General features: G+C 72.0%; 18 protein-coding genes and 1 CRISPR repeat array (1 of these 19 running past the window's edge). Of the genes, 8 read left to right on the top strand and 10 right to left on the bottom strand.

Annotated features, from left to right (window positions below; translation table 11 throughout):
- Window positions 1-187: a CRISPR direct-repeat array (repeat unit 28 nt; unit sequence GTCTTCCCCGCGCGAGCGGGGGTGTTCC); it begins 512 nt to the left of the window's first position.
- Between the two features lie 89 nt (window positions 188-276).
- From IMZ35_RS03270 to IMZ35_RS03290, 5 genes are all read right to left on the bottom strand, one after another.
- Window positions 277-1,008, bottom strand: a complete 732-nt coding sequence (locus IMZ35_RS03270; RefSeq protein WP_199439322.1) for a dienelactone hydrolase family protein — start codon at window positions 1,006-1,008, stop codon at window positions 277-279.
- A gap of 316 nt (window positions 1,009-1,324) precedes the next feature.
- The gene (locus IMZ35_RS03275; RefSeq protein WP_199439323.1) at window positions 1,325-1,705 is read right to left on the bottom strand and encodes a hypothetical protein; all 381 of its coding nucleotides are present in this window, start codon (window positions 1,703-1,705) and stop codon (window positions 1,325-1,327) included.
- A gap of 65 nt (window positions 1,706-1,770) precedes the next feature.
- On the bottom strand, window positions 1,771-1,974 hold the full coding sequence (locus IMZ35_RS03280; RefSeq protein ID WP_199439324.1) for a DUF397 domain-containing protein: 204 nt from the start codon (window positions 1,972-1,974) through the stop codon (window positions 1,771-1,773).
- Window positions 1,949-2,818, bottom strand: a complete 870-nt coding sequence (locus IMZ35_RS03285; protein ID WP_199439325.1) for a helix-turn-helix domain-containing protein — start codon at window positions 2,816-2,818, stop codon at window positions 1,949-1,951. Before IMZ35_RS03285 ends, IMZ35_RS03280 begins: the two co-directional genes overlap by 26 nt.
- 155 nt (window positions 2,819-2,973) lie before the next feature.
- Window positions 2,974-3,222 carry a hypothetical protein gene (locus IMZ35_RS03290; RefSeq protein WP_199439326.1) on the bottom strand — a complete coding sequence of 83 codons (249 nt, stop codon included), beginning with the start codon at window positions 3,220-3,222 and terminating at the stop codon, window positions 2,974-2,976.
- Between the two features lie 86 nt (window positions 3,223-3,308).
- Here IMZ35_RS03290 and IMZ35_RS03295 point away from each other — a divergent pair, with 86 nt between their 5' ends.
- Entirely contained in the window at window positions 3,309-4,262 is a 954-nt protein-coding gene (locus IMZ35_RS03295; RefSeq protein WP_199439327.1) for a helix-turn-helix domain-containing protein, read from the top strand.
- A gap of 7 nt (window positions 4,263-4,269) precedes the next feature.
- On the opposite strand, the gene IMZ35_RS03300 is transcribed toward IMZ35_RS03295, so the two are convergent.
- The 3 genes from IMZ35_RS03300 to IMZ35_RS03310 all read right to left on the bottom strand — a co-directional run bounded on the left by IMZ35_RS03300 (window position 4,270) and on the right by IMZ35_RS03310 (window position 8,466).
- The gene (locus IMZ35_RS03300) at window positions 4,270-4,758 is read right to left on the bottom strand and encodes a methylated-DNA--[protein]-cysteine S-methyltransferase (RefSeq protein WP_199439328.1); all 489 of its coding nucleotides are present in this window, start codon (window positions 4,756-4,758) and stop codon (window positions 4,270-4,272) included.
- Between the two features lie 4 nt (window positions 4,759-4,762).
- The gene (locus IMZ35_RS03305; protein WP_199439329.1) at window positions 4,763-6,232 is read right to left on the bottom strand and encodes an AlkA N-terminal domain-containing protein; all 1,470 of its coding nucleotides are present in this window, start codon (window positions 6,230-6,232) and stop codon (window positions 4,763-4,765) included.
- Window positions 6,233-6,378: 146 nt separating this feature from the next.
- On the bottom strand, window positions 6,379-8,466 hold the full coding sequence (locus IMZ35_RS03310; protein WP_199439330.1) for a tetratricopeptide repeat protein: 2,088 nt from the start codon (window positions 8,464-8,466) through the stop codon (window positions 6,379-6,381).
- Window positions 8,467-8,885: 419 nt separating this feature from the next.
- Here IMZ35_RS03310 and IMZ35_RS03315 point away from each other — a divergent pair, with 419 nt between their 5' ends.
- Window positions 8,886-10,487: a glycosyl hydrolase family 18 protein gene (locus tag IMZ35_RS03315; RefSeq protein WP_199439331.1), complete on the top strand. Its 1,602-nt coding sequence runs from the start codon at window positions 8,886-8,888 to the stop codon at window positions 10,485-10,487.
- Window positions 10,488-10,631: 144 nt separating this feature from the next.
- On the opposite strand, the gene recD2 is transcribed toward IMZ35_RS03315, so the two are convergent.
- Window positions 10,632-12,842, bottom strand: coding sequence for an SF1B family DNA helicase RecD2 (gene recD2 / locus IMZ35_RS03320; protein WP_307867701.1), 2,211 nt, complete (start codon window positions 12,840-12,842; stop codon window positions 10,632-10,634).
- A gap of 94 nt (window positions 12,843-12,936) precedes the next feature.
- On the opposite strand from recD2, the gene IMZ35_RS03325 reads away from it, so the two are divergent.
- The 5 genes from IMZ35_RS03325 (at window position 12,937) to IMZ35_RS03345 (ending at window position 21,565) form a co-directional block, all read left to right on the top strand.
- Window positions 12,937-13,623, top strand: a complete 687-nt coding sequence (locus IMZ35_RS03325) for a response regulator (protein ID WP_199439332.1) — start codon at window positions 12,937-12,939, stop codon at window positions 13,621-13,623.
- Window positions 13,624-13,628: 5 nt separating this feature from the next.
- Complete coding sequence (locus IMZ35_RS03330; RefSeq protein WP_199439632.1) at window positions 13,629-14,636, top strand: HAMP domain-containing sensor histidine kinase; 1,008 nt, start codon at window positions 13,629-13,631, stop codon at window positions 14,634-14,636.
- A 66-nt stretch (window positions 14,637-14,702) separates the two neighbouring features.
- Window positions 14,703-16,256, top strand: coding sequence for a DUF4153 domain-containing protein (locus IMZ35_RS31620; RefSeq protein WP_199439333.1), 1,554 nt, complete (start codon window positions 14,703-14,705; stop codon window positions 16,254-16,256).
- A gap of 189 nt (window positions 16,257-16,445) precedes the next feature.
- Window positions 16,446-20,288, top strand: a complete 3,843-nt coding sequence (locus IMZ35_RS03340; RefSeq protein ID WP_307867702.1) for a Pls/PosA family non-ribosomal peptide synthetase — start codon at window positions 16,446-16,448, stop codon at window positions 20,286-20,288.
- Complete coding sequence (locus IMZ35_RS03345) at window positions 20,285-21,565, top strand: M1 family metallopeptidase (RefSeq protein ID WP_199439335.1); 1,281 nt, start codon at window positions 20,285-20,287, stop codon at window positions 21,563-21,565. The genes IMZ35_RS03340 and IMZ35_RS03345 overlap by 4 nt, the downstream gene beginning before the upstream one ends.
- A gap of 60 nt (window positions 21,566-21,625) precedes the next feature.
- On the opposite strand, the gene IMZ35_RS03350 is transcribed toward IMZ35_RS03345, so the two are convergent.
- Complete coding sequence (locus IMZ35_RS03350) at window positions 21,626-21,973, bottom strand: hypothetical protein (RefSeq protein WP_199439336.1); 348 nt, start codon at window positions 21,971-21,973, stop codon at window positions 21,626-21,628.
- 114 nt (window positions 21,974-22,087) lie between these two features.
- Here IMZ35_RS03350 and IMZ35_RS03355 point away from each other — a divergent pair, with 114 nt between their 5' ends.
- A complete protein-coding gene (locus IMZ35_RS03355; protein ID WP_307867704.1) occupies window positions 22,088-23,251 on the top strand; it encodes a mechanosensitive ion channel family protein in 1,164 nt (387 codons plus the stop codon).
- The last annotated feature ends 49 nt before the right edge of the window (window positions 23,252-23,300 follow it).

Raw genomic sequence — 23,300 nt, forward strand, 5'->3', positions numbered from 1 at the left:
TTCCCAGCTCGCGCTCGTCGGCGCAGACCGGCCAGGTGTCTTCCCCGCGCGAGCGGGGGTGTTCCCACCGTGTCCGTCTACCTGGACAAGCTCCGCGAGTCTTCCCCGCGCGAGCAGGGGTGTTCCCCTACGGACTCAAAATCCGTCCAGTGTGCGTTCGTCTTCCCCGCGCGAACGGGGTGGTTCGCCGCCATCGAGGAGGGCCGGAGCCCGGCCTCAATGGCGGCGCCCTGGTAGACAGCTCCTATCTTCTGCTGCTGGTCCGGGGGCCCGGCCTCACTTCAGGTGCCGGGCGAAGAACCGGTTCACCTCGTCCCCCTCGAACTGCGGGACGCCGGTGTGCCCGCCCGTGTTGGCGTGCAACGTCTTCTCCTCGGAGCCGAAGGCGTCGAACAGGTCCAGGGCCAACTGCCGGTCGTTTCCTTCGTCGTCCCACTGAAGCAGGACCAGCAGCGGAATGGCGACCTGCCGGGCCTCCTCGAACATGGTGCGGGGCACGAAACTCCCGGCGAACAGGAGGGCGGCCGAGATACGTGGCTCGACCACCGCCAGCCGAAGACCGATGGCGATCACTCCTCCTGCGTAACCGACCTGCCCGCCGATCTCGGGCAGCGGAAGGAGGGCGTTCAGGAGGGCCTGCCACTCCGGGACCGCCTTCTCGACCAGCGGGAGAACGAGTCGGTCGACGATGTCGTCGTCTACCGGCTCACCAGCCTCCAGCGCCCGGTGCAGGTCGACGCGAGCCTCCTCGGCGACAGCGGAACGGGGCCGGTCACCGCCCCCGGGAAGTTCGATGGTGGCCGCTGCGAAGCCGTCCGCTACGGAGTGCCGGGCCCGAGCTGCCAGCCGGGGGTACATCCTGTGCAGTCCGCCGGGGTGGCCGAGCAGGATCAACGGGACGGGTGCGGATGCAGATTCAGGCGTCCACAAAATGCCGGGAATCTCACCGAGGGTGAATTCGCGTTCGAGGACACCGTCATCGAGACGCTGTTCGGAAGTGAATCGCATGGTCGTGCCTTTCGGGAGTGCTCGTGAACGGCGCTCCCGGACGACCTATCGCCCGACCATGACCCCTGAGAGGAGCACCCATGTCGATACGTTCACGGGTACCACCTCCTCGATCTCTCGCACGGCCGCCGGGAAAGTAGCAGTGGTCGCCGTGGTCCACCAACAGGTTTTAGCGGAGGCTCCGAGGCTGGCGGGCGCACGGCGGAGGCGATGTGGTCGAAGTTGGGCCTCCTGCACCGGCGGCCCACGCAGGGGGCGTGAGCGAGAGGCTCTGGACGCCGGGGGCCGTCCGGGGCAGGGTCCAGCTCGGAGAGGGTCAGAATCCCTGGCCGCGCTGCTGGTTCCGGTTCGAGTTGACCGCCCACACGATGAGCCACACGATGCCCCACCACCCGCAGGAGAAGATGGTCAGAATCAGGTGCAGCACGTGGTTGGTGACGACCCTCCCCTGCATTCCGACCACGTTGACCTGGGTGAACTGCTGCGGTGGCGGGTAGCCGTACGGCGAGGGCTGCGGATATGGCGACTGCTGGACGTACGGCGGCGGCTGGACGTAGGGCTGTTGCTGGACGTAGGGCTGCGGCGGTGCTTGGTAGGGCTGCACCGGGTACGCCCCCGACTGCGGCCCGGACGGGTACTGCCACTCACTGGTCGGTTGCTGGTTAGCGGGAGGCTGCTGGGGGTACGGGCTCGACACGCGGTGCTCCTAGAGGCAAGAGGCGGCACTGCTGCATGTCGTTTCCCGCACGCTGATCGTTTCCGTCACGCTGAATTCGACGAAACCTCGCGCCTGGGCCGGGGGGTGAGGAATCGGATCCACGCGATGGCGGGGAAGTTCAGAGTCGGTCCAGCGGTGTTCTTCGAGTCGCGTACCAGGAGACGGGCGTTCGACCAGGCCAACTCGACGCAGTTGGTGCCCTCGCCCCCGCTGTAGCTGCTCTTACGCCACCTCGTGTCCTCCAGCATCGCGATCCTCCCGCAGTCGGTCGTACCTGTCCGCCCACTGGACGAACACCGACTGGGATTCTTCCCTACCGAGGGCGAGTCGAGCGAGTACGGCGAGGCTCTGTTCGTACGCCCGAGTGGCCTCCGGCGTTTCCAGGAACAGCGACACAGGACCCGTTTCGGCGTAGGTGACCGCTGGGTGCTCCAGGTAGGACATGTGGGCGAAGGAAGCCCACAAGACCGGGTCGTTGCCCGCCGAGAACGGAACGACCCGCAGTCTCAGCCGTGCCGAGTTGCTGCTCATGGCCAGACTGACCATCTGCTCGTACATCACCTGCGGCCCGCCTACCGGGCACCGCAGGGCCGCTTCGTGGATGAAGAACTCGGAGTCCGGACCGCTCGGACCGTGCAGGATCGTCTGCCTGTCCATGCGGAGCTGAACGCTCGATTCTCTGGCGTGCGGCCCGTGCACGGCTCGCGCGTACTCGCGGGTCTGCAACAGGCCCGGCACGACCATCGGCTCGTAACTGCGGATCGCGTCCGCCGTGCGTTCGTGCAGGATCAGGCAGCGCAGGCTGTCCGGCATACCCACGGCGTGCGGGCGCACCACGCAGCCGCGCTCCTGCTCGGCGGCCAGGGCCGCGATGCGCTGGAACGTGGCGTCGTCCACGCCGCAGTGGCCGGTCATCCGGCCGATGTCGAAGTCACCGGTGCGGCGCGTGCCGTGCTCCAGCTTGGAGATCTTCGCCTCGGACCAGCCGAGCACCTCCGCCATCGACGTCGCGGTGATGCCCGCGTCGCGCCGGGCGCGGGCCAGCGCGTCTCCGAGTTCTCGGCTCAGGGCCGTCGACGTCCTTCGTTGCACCCCACCACGGTACGACCCCCGAGCAGCCCCTTCCAGGATGCCGCTCGATCTCCACCCGATCGAAAATTTTGGCCAGTGGTACAGAAACGAGTACGGGTGAGGTCCGTCCACAGAGTACGTCCACTGTGGATGTAGTGGTGATCGGCGGACTTCGGTCACCGCGCGGTGTGGACCGCCCCGCACGGCACCGGGCGCAGGACCGGGCGGTACGTCCGACCGACGTGACGTGCGGGCTCTTCGCGTCCGGCGACGACGAGGAGTTCGTCCCGCACGCGCCGGGCGTCGCGGTCGACCACGCCCACGTGTCCGGCCAGGTGGGGGCGGGACCGGCGCGAGTGGTTGCGCTCCAGGCCGTAGACGACGAGGGCGACGAGGAGGAGGGGAAGAAGCGCTGCTGAGGTCATGGCAGTAAGTGTGCGCTCGTACAATTAGCGCCACGAGTGGCAGTTCTGTCGTTGTGCATCCAAATCCTGCCAGCTACGCTGCGGGCATGTTGCAGACGATCGCCGTGGTCCTGATCGACGGCATGGCGCCGTTCGAGTTCGGGGTGGTGTGCGAGATCTTCGGCATCGACCGCACCGAGGAGGGCGTGCCCGCGTTCGACTTCCGCGTGTGCGGCGAACGCGCCGGTGAACCGCTCCGGGCGAACGTCGGGGTGCAGGTGACGCCGCAGCACGGGCTGGACGCGCTGGTCGACGCCGACCTGGTGGCACTGCCCGCCGCGACCATCCGCGAGGACTACCCGCTGGCCGTGCTGGAGGCCGTGCGCGCCGCCCACGCGCGAGGCGCGACGCTGCTCACCGTGTGCAGCGGCGCGTTCCTGCTCGGAGCCGCCGGGCTGCTCGACGGCAGGCGCTGCACCACCCACTGGCGGCACGCCGACCACCTCGCGCGCCGCTTCCCCTCCGTCGTGGTCGACCCGGACGTGCTGTTCGTGGACGACGGCGACATCATCACCAGCGCGGGCACCGCGGCGGGCATCGACGCGTGCCTGCACCTCGTGCGCCGCGAACTGGGCAGTGCGGTGGCCAACGCGATCGCCCGGCGCATGGTCGTGCCGCCGCAGCGCGACGGCGGCCAGCGGCAGTACGTGCAGATGCCGGTGCCGGAGTGCAGGGCCGACGGGCTCGACCCCGTGCTGACCTGGATGCTCGACAACCTCGCCGAGGAGCACAGCGTCGCGAGTCTCGCCGCGCGCGCCCAGATGTCGGAGCGCACGTTCGCCCGCCGGTTCGTCGCCGAGACCGGCACGACCCCGCACCGGTGGCTGTCCACGCAGCGCGTGCTGCACGCGCGACGGCTGCTGGAGGAGACGCAGCTCGGGCTGGAGACCGTCGCCCGCCAGTGCGGTTTCGGCACGTCCGCCCTGCTGCGCCACCACTTCCACCGGGTCGTGGGCGTGGCCCCCAACGACTACCGCCGCACCTTCTCCTCCGTGTCCTGACGGGTCGTCAGAAGGCCGCCAGCGCACCCCGTTCCAGGTCCAGCAGGTGACGCTTGCGCTCCAGGCCGCCGCCGTAGCCGGTCAGGCTTCCGGTGGAACCGACGACCCGGTGGCACGGCACGACGATGCCGATCGGGTTGCGACCGTTGGCCAGGCCGACCGCGCGCGACGCCGCGGGGCTGCCGACGCGGTCGGCGAGCTGCCCGTAGGTGATCGTCGTGCCGTGCGGGATGTCCTGGAGAGCGCGCCAGACCCGCTGCTGGAACGGGGTGCCCACGAAGTGCAGGGGCAGGTCGAACCTCGTGAGCGCGCCGTCGAAGTAGGCGCGGAGCTGCCGCCGCGTCTCGTCGAACACCGGCGCGTCGTCGCGTTCGCCGAACGACTCCTGCGGCGGCCGGTGCCGCTGCTGCTCCATGTACAGCCCCGACAACGCGTCGTCGACGGCGACCAGGGTGAGCGTCCCGACGGGACTGTCCACCTCGGTGTGCGTGATCATCACTTCACCTCTCTGCTGGCAGGAAGTTGACGGGGTGGTCGCCGGTGGCCCACAGGTACTGCACGGCGTAGGCCCGCCACGGCTGCCACACGCGGGCGTGGGCGGTGAGCGCGGCGGGGGTGCTGGGCAGGCCGAGAGCGCGCGCCGCGACCTTGACGCCCAGGTCACCGGGGATGAACGCGTCCGGGTCGCCGAGCGCGCGCATGGCGATCGACTCCACCGTCCACGGCCCGAAACCGGGCAGTTCGCGGAGGCGCTCGCGCGCCTCCCGCCAGTCGCTGCCGACCCCGAGGTCGATCTTGCCGACCGCCAGCGCCGCCACCAGCGACGTGAGGGTCGTGCGGCGGGCGCGGGGCAGGGCGAGCGACTCGGGGTCCAGTTCGGCGAGCGCGGCGGCGTCCGGGAACAGGTGCGTCAGGCCTCCGGCCGGGTCGTCGACCGGGCACCCGTGGGCCAGCACGAGCCGCGCGGCGTGCGTGCGCGCGGCGGCCGTCGACACCTGCTGGCCGAGCACGGCCCGCACGGCGAACTCCTCGCCGTCCACGGTCCGCGGCACCCGTCGGCCCGGCGCGGCCCGCACGACCGGGGCCAGCCGCGGGTCCTCGCACAGCTGTGCGTCGACCGCCACGGGGTCGGCGTCGAGGTCGAGCGTCCAGCGGCAGCGGCTGATGGCGATGGACAGGTCGCGCAGGTCGGTCAGCGTCAGGCGGCAGGCGATGTGGTCCGGTCGTGGACTCAGCGCCACGACGGCGTGGCCGTGCGGCAGGCGCAGGGTCCGGCGGTACGCGCCGTCGCGCCACTCCTCCACCCCCGGCACGCCGGTCGCGGCGAGGTGGCCGAAGAGGTTGTCCGGGCACAGCGGCGCGCGGAACGGCAGCCGCAGCGACAGCGTTCCCGGCGCGGCCGGCGCGTCTCCGGCGCGGCGGCGCAGCTCGGTCGGCGACAGCGCGAAGACCTCCCGCACGGTGTCGTTGAACTGCCGGATGCTGGAGAACCCGGCCGCCGTCGCCACGTCGGTCATGCCAAGCGAGCTGGTCTCGATCAGCAGCCGGGCCGTCTGCGCCCGTTGCGCACGGGCGATGGCGAGCGGCCCGGCCCCGATCTCGGCCCGGAGCTGCCGCTCGATCTGCCGCGTGCTGTACCCGAGCTTCGCGGCCAGTCCCGGCACCCCGTCGCGGTCCACGACCCCGTCGGCGATGAGCCGCACGGCCCGCGCCACGAGGTCGGCCCGCTCGTTCCACTGCGGCGAGCCGGGGCTCGCGTCGGGCCGACAGCGCTTGCAGGCCCGGAACCCGGCCTGCTGCGCGGCCGCGGCGCTGGGGTGGAAGGTCATGTTCTCGACCTTGGGCGGCACGACCGGGCAGCTCGGGCGGCAGTAGATCCCGGTGCTGGTCACGCCCGTGAAGAACCACCCGTCGAACCGGGCGTCCTTGGACTGCACGGCTCGCACGCAACGTTCGACATCGGTGTGCACGCGGTCCAGCATGCTGCTCGTGGGGCGGTGACGCTGGCGGAAATCCGACGTGGGGTTCGGGCGGGCCGGAGCGTGGCGATCAGACGACCCTTCGACGTTCACCTCGCGAGAGCGGGGGGAACGGCCGAGTCGTCACACGGGCGTCGTCAATCGTCAACTTGTCCGTTCTCCCGCGTCCATCCGGCCACAACGGCCGCACGTGGACTTCCCGTGGCCGTGTAGAGCTCGACGAGGCGGCCCGCGCAGGCCGTCAGGAGTTCCACATCGCTCGCACTTCGGGCGACATCCGCCAGTGCTTCGAGAGCCTGCGCCTCTTTGACGGGCTGGTGACGCCGACGCGCGACCGCCACCGCTGACACGAGCACGTCTTGCGCCTCGGGAAGCCTGCCCATCACCTGGTAGGCACGACCCCGTACGACGTCGACCTTCGCCGCCGACATCTCGTCACCGAGACCCTGCAACTGCCGCAGAGCCTCTTCCAGGACGACAGCGGCACCGACCGGATCACCGCCGCGGAGCAGGACGTCGCCGAGGTGGTAACCCTGCAGGGCGATTCCCCGCTCGTCCCCGATGGTCTCGTTCGCAGCGAGAGACGCTCTGAAGTGGTCGGCCGCCTCGGAGTAGCGGTGCTCGTCCCGTCTGAGCACGCCGAGCGACTCCAGGACCACCGCTTCCGCACGCGGTTCTCCCGATTCCACCGCCAGACGTCGAGCCGCTTCCAGTTCCCGGTCAGCCCGATCGAACTCACCCGTCTCGATGTGAGCACGTGCCAACTGGTTCCGCATGCGCGCTTCGGCCACGAGCGATCCTTCACGCAGTGCCGACTCGACGCCCATCCGGTGGGAGCTCTTCCAGTCCTGGTAGTGCTTGTGGCCGTGGTAGAACGGCCAGAGGGCCTCGCACAAGCGCAGGACCAGGTCGTGCCACTCGCGACGGAACGCTTCCTCCACGACCGCCAGCAGGTTCTGCTTCTCCGATCCCAGCCAGTCCGCGGCCTCCGCAGGAGAGAACGTCGGCGAGTCCACTCCTGCGTACTGTCCGTACAACCTCCACCGAGCAGGACCGGCGACGGCGTGGTCGGCGGACGAGGCTGCGGCCAGGTACCAGTGCGAGATCCTTCGCACGACGTCATCGCGGACAGCGGCTACCTCGTCCTGCTCGGCACGACGTCGAGCGTGCAACCGCACGAGGTCGTGGAAGCGAAAACGCTCCTGGCCCACCTCTCCCACGAGGTTGGCTTCAACGAGTTGTTCCAGCACTTCTTCCGCATCGTCGACCGGGACGTCCATCGCGATCGCGGCGACAGGAGCGCTGAAGAACGGACCGGGATGCAGACCGAGGCGCCGGTAGAGCTGGCGCACCAGCGGGGGCAACTGCTCCACCACGGCGTCGAACACCGGTTCCACGGCGATGCGCTCTCCCATCGACAGTCGACCGAGCCTGCGTTCCTCATCCGCCAGGTGCTCGACGAGCCTGCTCGGCGACCAGCGTGGCCGCTGTGCCAAGCGCGCCCCGACCACTCGCAGCGCCACCGGCAGGCCACCACACAGCCGGACGAGGTCCTCCGCCTCCTGGGACCCCGCCCTCAACCGGCCTTCGGGAAGCATCCGCGCGACGAGCGCTGAACTCTCGGAATCGTCGAGCGGTCGCAGGTGCAGCAGGTGCGCACCCTCGTAGACCAGACCGCTCAACCTGCGGCGGCTCGTGACCAGGACGACGCTGCCCGGCGAGCCCGGCAGGAGCGGTGCGACCTGCTCTTCGCCGTCCACGTCGTCGAGCACGACCAGCACGGGAGCGTCCGCTGTCCTCGTCCGGAACATGGCGGACCGCTCAGCGGGTTCGGACGGAACGTACTCCTTGTGAACTCCCAGAGCTCGCAGGAAGCCCGCCGCCACTTCATCGACCGACGTCCTGCCGCGGAACCTCGGGTCACCGATGTCCGCGTAGAACTGCCCACCGGTGAAACGCCCGCGGTTGGCGTACGCCCACCGCAGGACGACCGCTGATTTGCCCACACCGCTCATCCCGCTGACGACCACCACGAGAGGAGGGGCGTCCGCCTCGACCGCCGACGTGAGGCGGTCGAGCGCGCCGAGCGCGTCGACCCTGTTCACAAACTGCCCCGGCGGGGGAGGCAACTGCTTCGGCTGGTGGAACGCGCCTGGTGAGCAGGGGTGAGACCCGGTCATCACGATCGTGTCGACCGAACCGACCTGCAGCACCTGGCCGTTCACGGTTCCGTGCACCTGGTTGATCGTGGACGGCCCATCGTGCGCGGGAGCGCCCGGATCACGACGAGCAGCGGCACCGGGATCGCTCCGCCGGTCCAGCTCCATTCGCCCACCCCCTGGCGACTCGTCGAGTCGCTAGCAGAACCCCGACACTCCCAGGTTGATCATCTTGCAGCAAGGCAGCAGACGAGCGGTCTTCTCAGCACCAGTTCACCCGGGTGAACGAGAGCGGACATGTCTCCTCGACTCGCGAAACGTCCACGTGAGGACGACTGGCAACCGGGTGTCACCACCGTGCACGTGAACTCACACGGAACCACTACTCCATTCGAGTGACCTCAGTGGTCTAGACCTTGACCTGCATGAGGTCTGGACCACATGTTTCTCCCAACCTCGCTGTCCCTGTCACGCGAAGGAGCAAGATGCGCAAGATCAGATGGCACGTCGCGACACTGTTCGCGGCTGTCACGGCCCTGGGAATGGGCCTGGTCGTCGCCGCACCCGCCAGCGGCGCCGGCGGTGTCGGCGCCGCGTTCACCAAGTCCTCCGACTGGGGAACCGGTTACGAGGGCAAGTACGTCATCACGAACAACTCCACGAGCCCCCTGACCTCGTGGACCGTCGAGTTCGACCTCCCCGCCAACCACAAGATCAGTTCTACGTGGGACGGCGTCCAGAGCACCAGCGGTCAGCACGTGACCGTGAAGAACACGTGGAACGGCACCGTCGCGGCCGGTGGCACGGTGAGCTTCGGCTTCAACGTCGCCTACTCCGGCGCCTACTCCGCGCCGAGCGGCTGCAAGGTCAACGGCGGTTCGTGCGACGGCGGCGCGCTGCCGACGACCACGACCAAGCCCACGACGACCACGACCACCACGACGCCGCCCACCACCAACCCTCCCGGTGGCAACGGCAAGATCAACCTGGGCTACTTCGCCCAGTGGGGCATCTACTCCAAGAACTACCAGGTCAAGAACATCGTCACGAGCGGTTCCGCCTCGAAGCTGACGCACATCAACTACGCGTTCGGCAACGTGCAGAACGGCCAGTGCACCATCGGTGACTCCTTCGCCGACTACGAGAAGACCTTCGACGCCGCCACCAGCGTCGACGGCGTGGCCGACACGTGGGACCAGCCGCTCAAGGGCAACTTCAACCAGCTGCGCAAGCTGAAGAAGATCAACCCGAACATCAAGATCCTGTTCTCCTTCGGCGGCTGGACCTGGTCCGGCGGCTTCGGCCAGGCGGCGCAGAACGCGGCCGCGTTCGCCGACTCCTGCTACAAGCTGGTCGAGGACCCGCGCTGGGCGGACGTCTTCGACGGCATCGACATCGACTGGGAGTACCCGAACGCCTGCGGCCTGAGCTGCGACACCTCGGGCTTCAGCTCGTTCAAGACGCTGTCGCAGGCGCTGCGCGCCCGCTTCGGCAACGACTACCTCGTCACCGCGGCCATCACGGCCGACGGCAGCAACGGCGGCAAGATCGACGCGGCCGACTACGGCGGCGCGGCGCAGTACCTCAACTGGTACAACGTCATGACCTACGACTACTTCGGCGGTTTCAGCCCGCAGGGCCCGACGGCCCCGCACTCGCCGCTGACGTCCTACAACGGCATCCCGGCCGCCGGCTTCAACTCCGACGCCGCGATCCAGAAGCTCAAGAGCAAGGGCGTGCCGGCGAGCAAGCTCCTGCTGGGCATCGGCTTCTACGGCCGCGGCTGGACCGGCGTCACGCAGGACGCCCCCGGCGGCACCGCCACCGGCCCGGCGCCCGGCAGCTCGGAGGCGGGCATCGAGGACTACAAGGTCCTCAAGAACACCTGCCCCGCCACCGGCACGATCGCCGGCACGGCCTACGCCAAGTGCGGCAACAACTGGTGGAGCTACGACACCCCCGCCACCATCGGCGGCAAGATGTCCTACACCAAGACGCAGGGCCTGGGAGGCGCGTTCTTCTGGGAGCTGTCCGGTGACACCACCGACGGCGAGCTGATCACGGCCATCAGCAACGGCCTGAAGTAACCAGCAGCACGACCACGAGTGCCCCCTTCCGGGACCGGGAGGGGGCACTCGTGCGTCGTGAACGCTCACCTCGTGCGTCGTGAACGCTCACCTCGTGCGTCGTGAACGCTCAACTGGGCGTGCTCGAACGCTCAACTCGGCGGGTCAGGACGTCAGGCGGTGGGACAGGGCCGTGTGGCGGCGGCCCGCTCCCACCGTGCGGACGGCCTGGCCTATCGCGCGCTGGGAGCCGACCAGGACCACCAGCTTCTTCGCCCTGGTCACGGCCGTGTAGAGCAGGTTGCGCTGGAGCATCATCCACGCGCTGGTGGTGATCGGGAGGACCACGCACGGGTACTCGCTGCCCTGGGAGCGGTGGATGGTCATGGCGTAGGCGTGGGTCAGCTCGTCCAGCTCGCCGAACTCGTAGTCGACCTCCTCGTCCTCGTCCGTGCGGACGGTGAGCTTCTGCTCGTCCGGGTCGAGGCCGACGACGACGCCGAGGGTGCCGTTGAAGACGCCGTTGGCGCCCTTGTCGTAGTTGTTGCGCATCTGGGTGACCTTGTCGCCCAGCCGGAACACCCGGCCGCCGAAGCGCCGCTCCGGCAGGTCGGGGCGCGGCGGTGTGAGCGCCTCCTGCAACAGCGAGTTCAGCGCTCCCGCCCCGGCCGGGCCGCGGTGCATCGGGGCGAGGACCTGCACGTCGCGGCGCGGGTCCAGGCCGAACCTGCGGGGGATGCGGTTCGCGACCACGTCGACCGTGGTGGTGGCGGCGTCCTCGGCCTCCTCCACGGAGAACAGGAAGAAGTCCGGCAGGCCCTTGACCTGCGGGTAGTCCCCGGAGTTGATGCGGTGGGCGTTGGTCACGACGCCGGACTGCTGGGCCTGCCGGAAGATGTGGGTCAGCCGCACGCTCGGGACCGGGCTGCCGGTCGCCAGCACGTCGCGCAGCACCTCGCCCGCGCCGACGGACGGCAACTGGTCGACGTCGCCGACGAGCAGCAGGTGCGCGCCGGGCGCGACGGCCTTGACCAGCTTGTTGGCGAGCAGCAGGTCCAGCATGGACGCCTCGTCGACCACGACGAGGTCGGCGTCCAGCGGCCGGTCGCGGTCGAACGCGGCGTCACCGCCGGGCTTGAGCTCCAGCAGGCGGTGCACGGTCTTCGCCTCGTGGCCGGTCAGCTCGGTGAGGCGCTTCGCGGCACGCCCGGTGGGCGCGGCCAGCACGACCTTCGCGCCCTTGGCGGTGGCGAGCGCGACGACGGAGCGGACGGTGAAGCTCTTGCCGCACCCCGGACCGCCGGTGAGCACGGCGACCTTCTCGGTCAGCGCGAGCCGCACGGCGTCGCGCTGGCTGGGCGCCAGCTCGGCCGGTTGCCGCTTCGCGAGCCAGCCGAACGCGCGGTCCCAGTCGACCGCGCCGAACGCGGGCATCCGGTCCTCGCGCCCGCGCAGCAGCCGGACGAGCTGCCCGGCGAGGGAGACCTCGGCGCGGTGGAACGGCACGAGGTAGATCGCGCCGATCTTCTCGCCGTCGTCGCCGGGCAGGTCCTCGCGGACGACGCCCTCCTCGGTGACGAGCTCGGCGAGGCAGTCGATGACCAGGCCGGTGTCGACCTGGAGGATCTTGATGGCGTCGGCGATCAGCTCCTGCTCCGGCAGGTAGCAGTTGCCGTTGCCGGTGGCCTCGGACAGCGTGAACTGCAGGCCCGCCTTCACCCGCTGGGGGCTGTCGTGCGGGATGCCCACGGCCTTCGCGATCACGTCGGCGGTGCGGAACCCGATGCCCCACACGTCGGCCGCCAGCCGGTACGGCTCGTGCCGCACCACGTCGATCGACCGGTCGCCGTACTGCTTGTAGATGCGCACGGCCAGCGAGGTGGACACCCCGACGCCCTGGAGGAAGACCATCACCTCCTTGATCGCCTTCTGCTCCTCCCACGCGTCGGCGATGAGCTTGGTGCGCTTCGGGCCGAGGCCCGGCACCTCGACCAGCCGCTTCGGCTCGGTCTCGATGACGTCCAGCGAGTCGACGCCGAAGTGCTCCACGATGCGGTCGGCGATGCGCGGCCCGATGCCCTTGACCAGGCCGGAGCCGAGGTAGCGGCGGATGCCCTGGATCGTCGCGGGCAGCACGGTCGTGTAGTCGTCGACGTGGAACTGCTTGCCGTACTGGGGGTGCGAGCCCCACCGGCCGCGCATCCGCAGGCTCTCGCCGGGCTGCGCGCCCAGCAGCGCTCCGACGACGGTGACCAGGTCGCCCGCCCCGCGCCCGGTGTCGACCTTGGCGACGGTGTAGCCGGTCTCCTCGTTGGCGAAGGTGATGCGCTCCAGCACCGCGTCCAGCACGGCGCCGCCGCCCACCTGACCGTTCACGCCTCCGAGTATCCCCGTCGCGCGCGGGACGTCTGCACGGGACGTTCACAACTTCTCGATCTCCTCTGCACGGGCCGCGCCTACAGTCGGCCGCATGACCGGGGGACAGCAGCGGCGGGTGCTCGTCGTCGAGGACGATCCGACGATCGCCGAGTCCGTCGCCGCGAGGTTGCGGGCCGAGGGGTTCGCCGTGGACCTGGCGCACGACGGGCCCGGCGCGGTGGCGGCGGCGGCCGAGATCGAGCCGGACCTGCTGGTGCTGGACGTGATGCTGCCGGGCTTCGACGGCCTGGAGGTGTGCCGCCGCGTGCAGCAGCGCCGGCCGGTCCCGGTGCTGATGCTCTCCGCCCGCGACGAGGAGACGGACCTGCTGGTGGGGCTGGCCGTGGGCGCGGACGACTACCTGACGAAGCCGTTCTCGCCGCGCGAGCTGGTGGCGCGGGTGCACGCCCTGCTGAGACGGGTGGACCGGGAGCGGCAGAGCACCGAGCGGCGCATCGCGCTGGGCGATCTGGAGATCGACCTCGTGGAGCGGCGGGTGCGCCGCGGCGACGAGCTGGCGCACCTGACGCCGACGGAGTACGAACTGCTGGTGCACCTCGCGGAGCGGCCGCGGGCCGTGCTGCCGCGCGAGCGGTTGCTGAGCGACGTGTGGGGCTGGCAGGACACCGCGAGCGCCCGCACGGTCGACAGCCACGTGAAGGCGCTGCGCCGCAAGCTGGGCGCGGACCTGATCCGCACGGTGCACGGGGTCGGCTACGCGCTGGAGGTGCCGAGGTGACCTGGCTGGGCGCACCTCCCCGGCCGCTCGACCCGGTGCGGTCGATCAAGGTCAAGCTCGGCGCGGTGCTCGTGCTGTCGTGGGCCACGGCGTTCGCGGTGTTCTGGTGGAACATCGGCTGGCTGCCACCCACGACGACGGCGACGGCGCTGCTGCTGGCCCTGCTGACGACGCAGGTGTTCGCGCACGGCATGACCCGTCCGCTGCGGGAGATGACGGCGGCGGCGCGGGCGATGGCGCGCGGCGACTACACGCTGCGGGTGCGGGCGACGGCGCGGGACGAGGTCGGGCAGCTCGCGGAGGCGTTCAACCAGATGGCGGCCGACCTGGCGGCGTCGGACCAGCAGCGGCGGGACCTCATCGCGAACGTGTCGCACGAGCTGCGCACACCCATCTCGGGCCTGCGGGCGGTGCTGGAGAACGTCGTGGACGGGGTGGAGCAGCCGGACGCGGCGACCATGCGGACCGCGCTGGCGCAGACCGAGCGGCTGGGCCGCCTGGTGACCGAGCTGCTGGACCTGTCCCGGATCGACGCGGGCGCGCTCGTGCTGGAGCGCGACGAGGTCGGGCTGGGGCCGCTGCTCGCGGACGTGGTCGCCGAGGCGGAGGTGGCGTCGGCGGCGCAGCGGCGCGACGTGCGCTTCACCGTCGACGTGCGCCCGCCGGACGCGACGGTCGTGGCCGACGGCGAGCGGCTGCACCAGGTCGTGGTGAACCTGGTGGACAACGCGGTGCGGCACGGTCCGCGCGGCGGCGAGGTGCGCGTGCTGGCCCGCACCGGGCCGGACGGCACCACGATCGAGGTGCGCGACGAGGGCCCCGGCATCCCCCGCGAGGACCGCGACCGCATCTTCGACCGCTTCGCGCGCGGCGAGCGCGCGGGCGACGGCGGCACGGGGCTCGGCCTGGCCATCGCGCGCTGGGTGGTGGACCTGCACGGCGGCGCGATCACCGTCGTCGACCCGGAACCACCCGCGGCCACGGGCAGTCGCATCCGCGTCACCCTGCCCTGATCCCACCTCCGGACCACCCCGCGCGCCACCCGGTCGCGGGGCGATGACGCACACCCGAGGAGCACCGTGCCCGACGAGGTCAGATCCCGCCGTCCCGCTCCGGACACCGCAGCCCTGCCACCGCCGCGCCGGAAGAGGGCCGCGAACCGGCCGGAGCCCCCTCCCGTCGCGGAGCCCCCTCCCGTCGCGGAGGCTGCGATCACCGCGCCGGTCCGGACCGAGCCCGCGCCGGTCGCTCCGCGCGACGTGCTCGTGGCGACGGGCGTCACCGGGATCGGCGGGGCGGTGTTCGTGCCGCTGAGCGGTCCGGGGGTCGGCTGGTTCGCGGCGGCGGTGATCGCGGTGGTCGCGGTGGCGGTCGTCGTCCACCGGTCCGCCGAGCGCCTGCCGCGCGCGTCGGCGGCGTGGGCGGTGCTCGCGCTGGCGCTGCTGGGGACGGCCGCGCTGCGCGCCGCGGAGTGGCTGTTCGTGCTGTGCCTGCTCGGGGCGTGCGCGGCGGCGTCGCTCGCCGTGTCGCGGTGGTGGTCGGTGCTGGCCCTGCCGCGCAACGTGCTGGCCTCCCCGCCTTGGATCGGTCGCGCGCTGGCGCGCCTGCCCCTCGGTTCGCCGGCGCGGCTGGGCGTGCCGGTCGTGGCGAGCGCGCTGCTGCTGGCGGTGTTCACCCCGCTGCTGGCGTCGGCGGACGCCGCGTTCGCCGACGCGCTGTCCGCCCTCGTGCCGGACCTGGACAGCGGGACGGTCGTCCGCTGGGTCGTCCTGTTCGTCCTGTCTGCGCCGATCACGGCCGGTGCCTGCCGCGAGGTGCTGCTCCGCAGGTCACCGCCCCCGCGGCCGGCTCCAGCGAGGTCGGCGCGGCGCGTGGAGTGGGTCGCTCCGATCTTCGTGCTGGTGCTGCTGTTCGCCGCGTTCGTCGGCGTGCGGCTCGTGACCCTGTTCGGCGGCAGCGAGCACGTCGTGCGCACCGAGGGCCTGACCTACGCCGGGTACGCCCGCAGCGGGTTCTGGCAGCTCCTCGTGGTGTCGGTGCTGACGCTGGGCGTCGTCGGCGTGGTGCTGCGGACCGCGCGGCGCGACACCCCGGCCGACCGGACGTGGCTGCGGGCGCTGATCGGCGCGCTGACCGTGCTGTCGCTGGTGATCGTGGCCTCCGCGCTGAGCCGGATGGTGACCTACCAGCAGGCGTACGGGTTCACGGTGCTGCGGCTGCTCGTCACGGCGTGCGAGCTGTGGCTGGGACTGCTCTACGCGATGGTGCTGGTGGCGTGCGCGCGGCTGCGCGCGGGGTGGCTGCCGCGCGCGGGCCTGGTGACCGGGCTGGGCGCGCTGCTGGTGCTGTCGCTGGCGGACCCCGAGCGGATCGTCACCGAGCAGAACGTGGCGCGCTGGCGGCACACCGGGCAGATCGACGTGCGCTACCTGGGGGAACTGTCCACCGACGTCGTGCCCGCCCTCGACGGGCTGCCGGAGCAGGAGCGGCTGTGCCTGCTGTCGCGGGTGGTGATCGGCGTGCACACCCCGGAGTGGCGGGCGTGGAACGCCAGCACGGCGCACGCCCTGCGCGCCGCGGCGGTGGCACCCGAGGTCGCCTCGCTCTCCTGCGTCGAGGCGCACGGCTACTGACGCGACGCCTGTGAGAGCAGCCACTGCGTCCGCCAGGGGCATTACGGCACTGTAACGTTGCAGGTCCACGATCTGACGATCGTGAGCGTGGATGCGATCACCCGGCGGTTTCCGGGTGCGGGCAACGGCGGTCGAACGGGCATCCACACCTGGCGAGAGGTGAGATGTGCTGCTGCGCGTGGATCGTTCGTGACCGCTGTTCACGAGGCGGTGCGGGCGGTGTTCCCCGTCCGGCCCGCCCCTGCGGAACGCACCCTGCTGGACGTCCTGGACGACACGGCGCACCACTTCCCGAACGCGCTGGCCCTCGACGACGGGGTGACGCCGCTGACCTACCGCGCGCTGCTGCGCGAGGTCGACGGGCTGCGCCGGTCGCTCGCCGCGCTCGGCGTCGGCGTCGGTGACCGGGTCGGTGTGCGCGCCCCGTCCGGGACCGCCGACCTGTACGTGAGCGTGCTCGGCGTGCTGGCGGCCGGTGCCGCGTACGTGCCCGTCGACGCCGACGACCCCGACGAGCGCGCCGACCTGGTGTTCACCGAGGCCGACGTGTGCGCCGTCGTCGGAGCGGGCCGCGAGATCGTCCTCCGCGGCACCCCCGCCGGCACCCCCGGCGAGCCCGGCCCGGACGACGACGCCTGGATCATCTTCACCTCCGGTTCCACCGGCAGGCCGAAGGGCGTGGCGGTGTCGCACCGGTCTGCGGCGGCGTTCGTGGACGCCGAGGCGGCCCTGTTCCTGGCCGAGGAGCCCATCGGCACCGAGGACCGGGTGCTGGCCGGGCTGTCCGTGGCGTTCGACGCCTCCTGCGAGGAGATGTGGCTCGCGTGGCGGCACGGCGCGTGCCTGGTGCCCGCGCCGCGCTCCCTGGTGCGCACCGGCGCCGACCTGGGGCCGTGGCTGGTGGAGCAGGAGGTCACCGTCGTGTCAACGGTGCCGACGCTCGCCGCGCTGTGGCCGGCCGACTCGCTGCACGACGTGCGGCTGCTGATCTTCGGCGGCGAGGCGTGCCCGCCGGAGCTGGCCGAGCGGCTGGCGATCGACGGCCGCGAGGTGTGGAACACCTACGGCCCCACCGAGGCCACGGTCGTGGCGTGCGCGGCGCGGCTGACCGGCGAGGGCCCCGTGCGGATCGGGCTGGCGCTGGACGGCTGGGAGCTGGCCGTCGTGGACACCGCGGGCGAGGTCGTGCCGATGGGCGGGACCGGCGAGCTGGTGATCGGCGGCGTGGGCCTGGCCCGCTACCTCGACCCGGCCAAGGACGCCGAGAAGTTCGCTCCCCTGCCGTCGCTGGGCTGGGAGCGCGCCTACCGCAGCGGTGACCTCGTGCGGGCCGAGCCGGAGGGGCTGCTGTTCCTCGGCCGGGCCGACGAGCAGATCAAGCTGGGCGGACGGCGGATCGAGCTGGGCGAGGTGGACGCGGCGCTGCAGGCGCTGCCCGGCGTCGCCGGTGCCGCCGCCGCCGTGCGCACGACCAGGGGCGGCAACCAGGTCCTCGTGGGCTACGTCGCGGTCGCCGGGGACGAGCCGTTCGACCAGGCGGAGGCCGTGGCCCGGCTGCGGTCGGCGCTGCCCGCCCCTCTCGTGCCGCTGATCGCCGTCGTGGACACGCTGCCCACCCGCACCTCCGGCAAGGTCGACCGGCACGCGCTGCCGTGGCCGCTGCCCTCCCTGGACACCTCGTCCGCGCCCGAGTTCGAGGGCACCGAGGCGTGGCTCGCCGCCCGGTGGGCCGACGTGCTGGGCACTCCCCCGGCCGACCGCGAGGCCGACTTCTTCGCCAGCGGCGGCGGCAGTCTGGCCGCTGCGCAGCTCGTCTCGCTGATCCGCGCCCGCTGCCCCGGCGTGGGCGTCGGCGACGTCTACCAGTACTCGACGCTGCGGGCGCAGGCCGCGCGCGTCGACGAGTTCGACCGCACGTCCGACGCGGTGCGCGTCGTGGAGCCGACGCCGCGCCGCGCCGCGGTGGTGCAGACGCTGCTGACGATCCCGCTGCTGACCGTCGTGGGGCTGCGCTGGAGCGTGCTCGCCGCCGCGGCGGGCAACGTCCTCGCGCTCACCGGCACGCACCCGTGGGCGCCGACCGCGTCGTGGTGGTGGATCGCCGCCGGGTGGCTCCTGCTGTTCAGCCCGCCGGGACGGATCGCGCTGGCCGCGGGCGGGGCGCGCGTGCTGCTGCGCGGCCTGCGTCCCGGCACGTACCCGCGCGGCGGGAGCACGCACCTGCGGCTGTGGGCGGCGGAGCGGCTGGCCGAGCACAGCGGCGCGACGAACCTGACCGGCTACTGGGTGACGGCCTACGCGCGAGCGCTCGGCGCGAAGATCGGCGACGGCGCGGACCTGCACTCGCTGCCCCCGGTGACCGGGATGCTCAAGCTGGGCAAGAACTGCGCGGTCGAGCCGGAGGTCGACCTGTCCGGGCACTGGCTCGACGGCGACGAGCTGCACGTCGACCGCATCCGGATCGGCGCCGGCGCGGTCGTCGGGGCGCGCAGCACGCTGCTGCCCGGCGCGTGGATCGGCAAGCGCGCCGAGATCGCGCCCGGTTCGGCCGTGACCGGCTCGGTGCCGACGCGCCAGCGGTGGTCCGGCGTGCCGGCGGCCCGCGACGGGAAGGCGGGGCGGCGCTGGCCGTCGGCCCGCCCGCCGCGCGTCCGCCGCTGGACGTTCGTCTACGGCCTCACGTCGTTCGCGCTCGGCCTGCTGCCCGTCGTGGCCGTCGTGCCCGCGCTGCTCGTCGTCGCCGCGTTCACCAGCGGCAGCACCACCCTCGGCGCGGCGCTGGGCGGTGCGCTGCTCGCCGCGCCGCTGGCCGCGCTCGCCCGGCTCGTCACGCACGCGCTGCTCGTGCTGGTGTCCGTGCGTGCGCTGGCCGCGGGCCTGCGCGAGGGCCACCACCCCGTGCACAGCCGCGTGGCGTGGCAGGCGTGGACGACCGAGCGGCTGATGGACTCCGCGCGCACCGACCTGTTCCCGCTGTACGCGAGCCTGGCGACGCCGGTGTGGCTGCGCGCGCTGGGCATGAAGGTGGGTCGCCGGGTCGAGGCGTCCACGGTCCTCGCGCTGCCGTCGATGACCACGGTCGCCGACGGCGCGTTCCTGGCCGACGACACGCTGATCGCCTCCTACGAGCTGGGCGGCGGATGGCTGCGCATCGCGGCGGCGAGCATCGGCAAGCGCGCGTTCCTCGGCAACTCCGGCATGGCGTCGGCCGGTCGTTCGGTGCCGAACCGGGGCCTCGTGGGCGTGCTGTCCATGGCGCCCAGGCGGGCCAAGGCGGGCAGCTCCTACCTGGGGATGCCGCCGATGAAGCTGCCGCGCTCCGCGGAGAGCGGCGACCTGAGCCGCACGTTCGACCCGCCGACGCGCCTCGTCGTGGCGCGGGCGCTGGTCGAGCTGTGCCGGATCGTGCCGGTGGTGGTGTCGACCGCGCTGGCCGTCGGCGTGGTGGCCGCGCTCCTCGCGCTGGGCCCGGTGGCCGGGACGCTGCTCAGCGGCGTGGTGCTGCTGGCGACCGGCGTGCTGGCCTGCGGGATCTCCGCCGCGGCGAAGTGGCTGCTGGTGGGCCGGTTCCGCGCGGTGGAGCACCCGCTGTGGAGCTCGTTCGTGTGGCGCAACGAGCTCGCGGACACGTTCGTCGAGGTGCTGGCCGTGCCGTGGCTCGTCAGCTCGCTCGGCGGCACTCCGCTGATGAACCTGTGGCTGCGGTCGCTGGGCGCGCGGATCGGCCGCGGCGTGTGGTGCGAGACGTACTGGCTGCCCGAGGCGGACCTCGTGCGGCTCGGTGACGGGTCGACCGTGAACCGGGGGTGTGTGGTACAAACCCACCTCTTCCACGATCGGATCATGCGCATGGACCGCGTCACCCTCTCGTCCGGTGCCACGCTGGGCCCGCACGGCATCGTGCTGCTCGGCGCGACCCTCGGCGAGGCCGCCACCGTCGGCCCCGCGTCGCTGGTGATGCGCGGCGAGGACGTCCCGGCCGGCACGCGCTGGCTGGGCAACCCCATCTCGGCCTGGAACCGCACCGGGTGAAGGACTCCTACCTCCCCCAGCACGGCAGCACCGGGTACCGCGTGACGCACTACGACCTCGACCTGGAGCACCGGCCCTCGTCGGGGCGGCTCTCCGGCCGGGCGACGCTGTCGGCCGTGGCCGGTGAGACGCTCAAGAGCGTCGTGCTGGACCTGGGCGTGTTCCGGGTGGACCGGGTGCTCGTCGACGGTCGCGCGGCGCGCTGGACCCACGGGGACGGCTCGCTGCGCGTGCGCCCGGGAAAGCCGCTCGCCGCGGGTGCCGTGTTCACCGTCGAGGTCCGCTACTCGGGCGTGCCGCGGCCGGTCCGCGGCATCTGGGGCGACCTGGGCTGGGACCAGCTCACCGACGGCGTGATCGTGGCGAGCCAGCCCCTCGGGGCGCCGTCGTGGTTCCCGTGCAACGACCGGGTGAGCGACAAGGCGAGCTACACCATCACGGTGACCGCGCCGTCGTCCTACGCGGTGCTGGCCAACGGGTCCCTCGTGGACAGGCGCGTCGGCGGGAGCGCGACGCGGTGGGTCTACGAGCAGCGCGAGCCGATGGCGACCTACCTGGCGACCGTGCAGATCGGCCGGTACGAGCTGGTGCCGCTCCCGGCGGGGCAGGCCGTGGCCGCGCCGGCGCGGCTGGCGGCGCACGCGGCCCACGACTTCGCCCGGCAGCCCGCGATGACGGCGCTGTTCGTCGAGCTGTTCGGCCCGTACCCGTTCGCCGAGTACGCGGTGGTCGTCACCGACGACGAGCTGGAGGTGCCCGTCGAGGCGCAGGGGCTGTCGGTGTTCGGCGCGAACCACGTGGACGGACGGCGCGGCTCGGAGCACCTCGTGGCGCACGAGCTGGCGCACCAGTGGTTCGGCAACAGCGTCGGTCTGGCGGACTGGCGGCACATCTGGCTCAACGAGGGCTTCGCCACCTACGCCGAGTGGCTGTGGCACGAGTTCGCCGACCGGGTGCCGGCCGGGGTGTCGGCGGCCCGTGCGCACGCCGCGCTGTCCCGGCTGCCTCAGGACCTCGTCGTGGCCGATCCCGGCGTGCGGCGGCTGTTCGACGACCGCGTGTACCAGCGGGGCGCGCTGGCGCTGCACGCCGTGCGCACGACGGTCGGCGACGAGGCGTTCTTCGTGGTGCTGCGGGAGTGGACGGAGAAGTACCGGCACGGCACGGCGACGACGCTCGACTTCGCCGCGGTGGCGCAGTGGCACGGCGTCGTTCCGCTGGACGGCGTGTTCCGGGACTGGCTGTTCTCGGCCGCGCTGCCCCCGCTGACGTCCTGAACGCTCCACTCGCGGTGCTCGAACGCTCCACTCGTGGTGCTCGAACGCTCCACTCGCGGGTCAGGGGGTCAGGGCTTGGCCCGCTCTGCGGGCCGCCGCTCGCACCTCGGCCCACTCCGGGGTCGTGGCCAGGGCCTCGTCGGTCCACAGGGCGGGGTCGGGGTCCAGGGCCGACAGGAGGTCGTCCAGGGCGCTCAGGGCCGTCAGGGCAGCGGGGGACATCACGATCCGCTCGTCCGGCGAGGTCACGGGGCGGAACGCCGCGTCGAACGCCAGGGCGAGCTCGTCGAGGTGCACGCCGTTGCGGCGCAGGTGGGTGATCTGGACGTGAGCGGGTGACGCCAGCAGTTCGACGGAGTGGCGCAGCTCCGCCAGCCACCACCGTCCGCCGTCATCGGCGAAGGTCATGAACGACATTCTGCTCTCCCGCTGCGGGGTGAACTCCACCACCGGCGGGTCACGTGTCCCCGAACGTGTGAGCGGGTAGTGACGGAAAGAACGCTTCCGAGCACGAGGAGGATCGTGGTTCCCCGCAGCGGGTCGGACTTGACCTACCTGGCAGGCGCTGTGCTGACGTCCGCGCTGGTCGCGCTGCTGATCGTCGCACTGCTGCACCGCGTCGTCCGCAAGCTGGGCAGACGTTCCGCGATGATGGCCGAGCTGTCCGTCCAGGCCCACCGGCCGACGCAGGTCCTGGCCGTCCTGCTCTCGGTCGACGTCGCCCTCCAGCTCGGCACGCGCGGGGTGAGCTGGCGCGGTCCCGTGCTGCACGTGCTGGGCATAGCGCTCATCGCGGCCGGCGCGTGGCTGCTGGTGTCGCTGCTGACGGTGATCGAGGACGCGGCGCTGTCCCGGGTGCGGGTCGACGTGTCCGACAACCGTCACGCGCGCCGCGTGCACACGCAGATCACGCTGGTCAGGCGGATCACGGTGGTCGTCGTGTCGATACTGGCCTTCGGCGCTGCGCTCATGACCTTCCCCGGCGCTCGCGCGGCCGGCACGTCCGTGCTCGCCTCGGCCGGTGTCATCGGCGCCATCGCCGCCCTGGCCGCGCAGTCGCTGCTGGGCAACGTCTTCGCGGGCCTCCAGATCGCCTTCAGCGACGCCGTCCGGCTCGACGACGTGGTGGTCGTGGAGGGCCAGTGGGGCCGGGTCGAGGACATCACCCTCACCTACGTCGTCGTGCACCTGTGGGACGACCGCAGGCTGATCCTGCCCACCTCCTACTTCATGTCCAAGCCGTTCGAGAACTGGACGCGGACCCAGTCGGCGCTGCTCGGGACCGTGGAGCTGGACCTGGACTGGACCGTTCCGGTGGAGCCGATGCGCCAGGAGCTGCGGCGCGCGCTGGAGAGCACGGACCTGTGGGACGAACGGGTGTGCGTGCTCCAGGTGACCGACGCGGTGGACTCGTTCGTGCGGGTGCGCGCCCTGGTCAGCGCCGCCGACGCCGGGCAGCTGTGGGACCTGCGGTGCCTGGTGCGCGAGCACCTCGCGGGGTGGCTGCGCGAGCGCCACCCCGAGGCGCTGCCGCGCGTCCGGGTCACCGACACACCGCACACCACCCGCCGGGCCGCCCGTCCGGCGATCACCAGCACCGAGCACCACGACGACGCGCGGGTGTTCGGCGAGAGCGAGGACGGCCAGGAGCGCGTGCAGAACTTCAGCGGGCCCGCGCGGGACTGAGCGTGCAACCGCGACGCCGTCGGGTCCGTCCTGGCAGCGGAGGACGGGA

The sequence above is a fragment of the Umezawaea beigongshangensis genome, from assembly GCF_016464305.1.
Lineage (GTDB): Bacteria > Actinomycetota > Actinomycetes > Mycobacteriales > Pseudonocardiaceae > Umezawaea_A > Umezawaea_A beigongshangensis.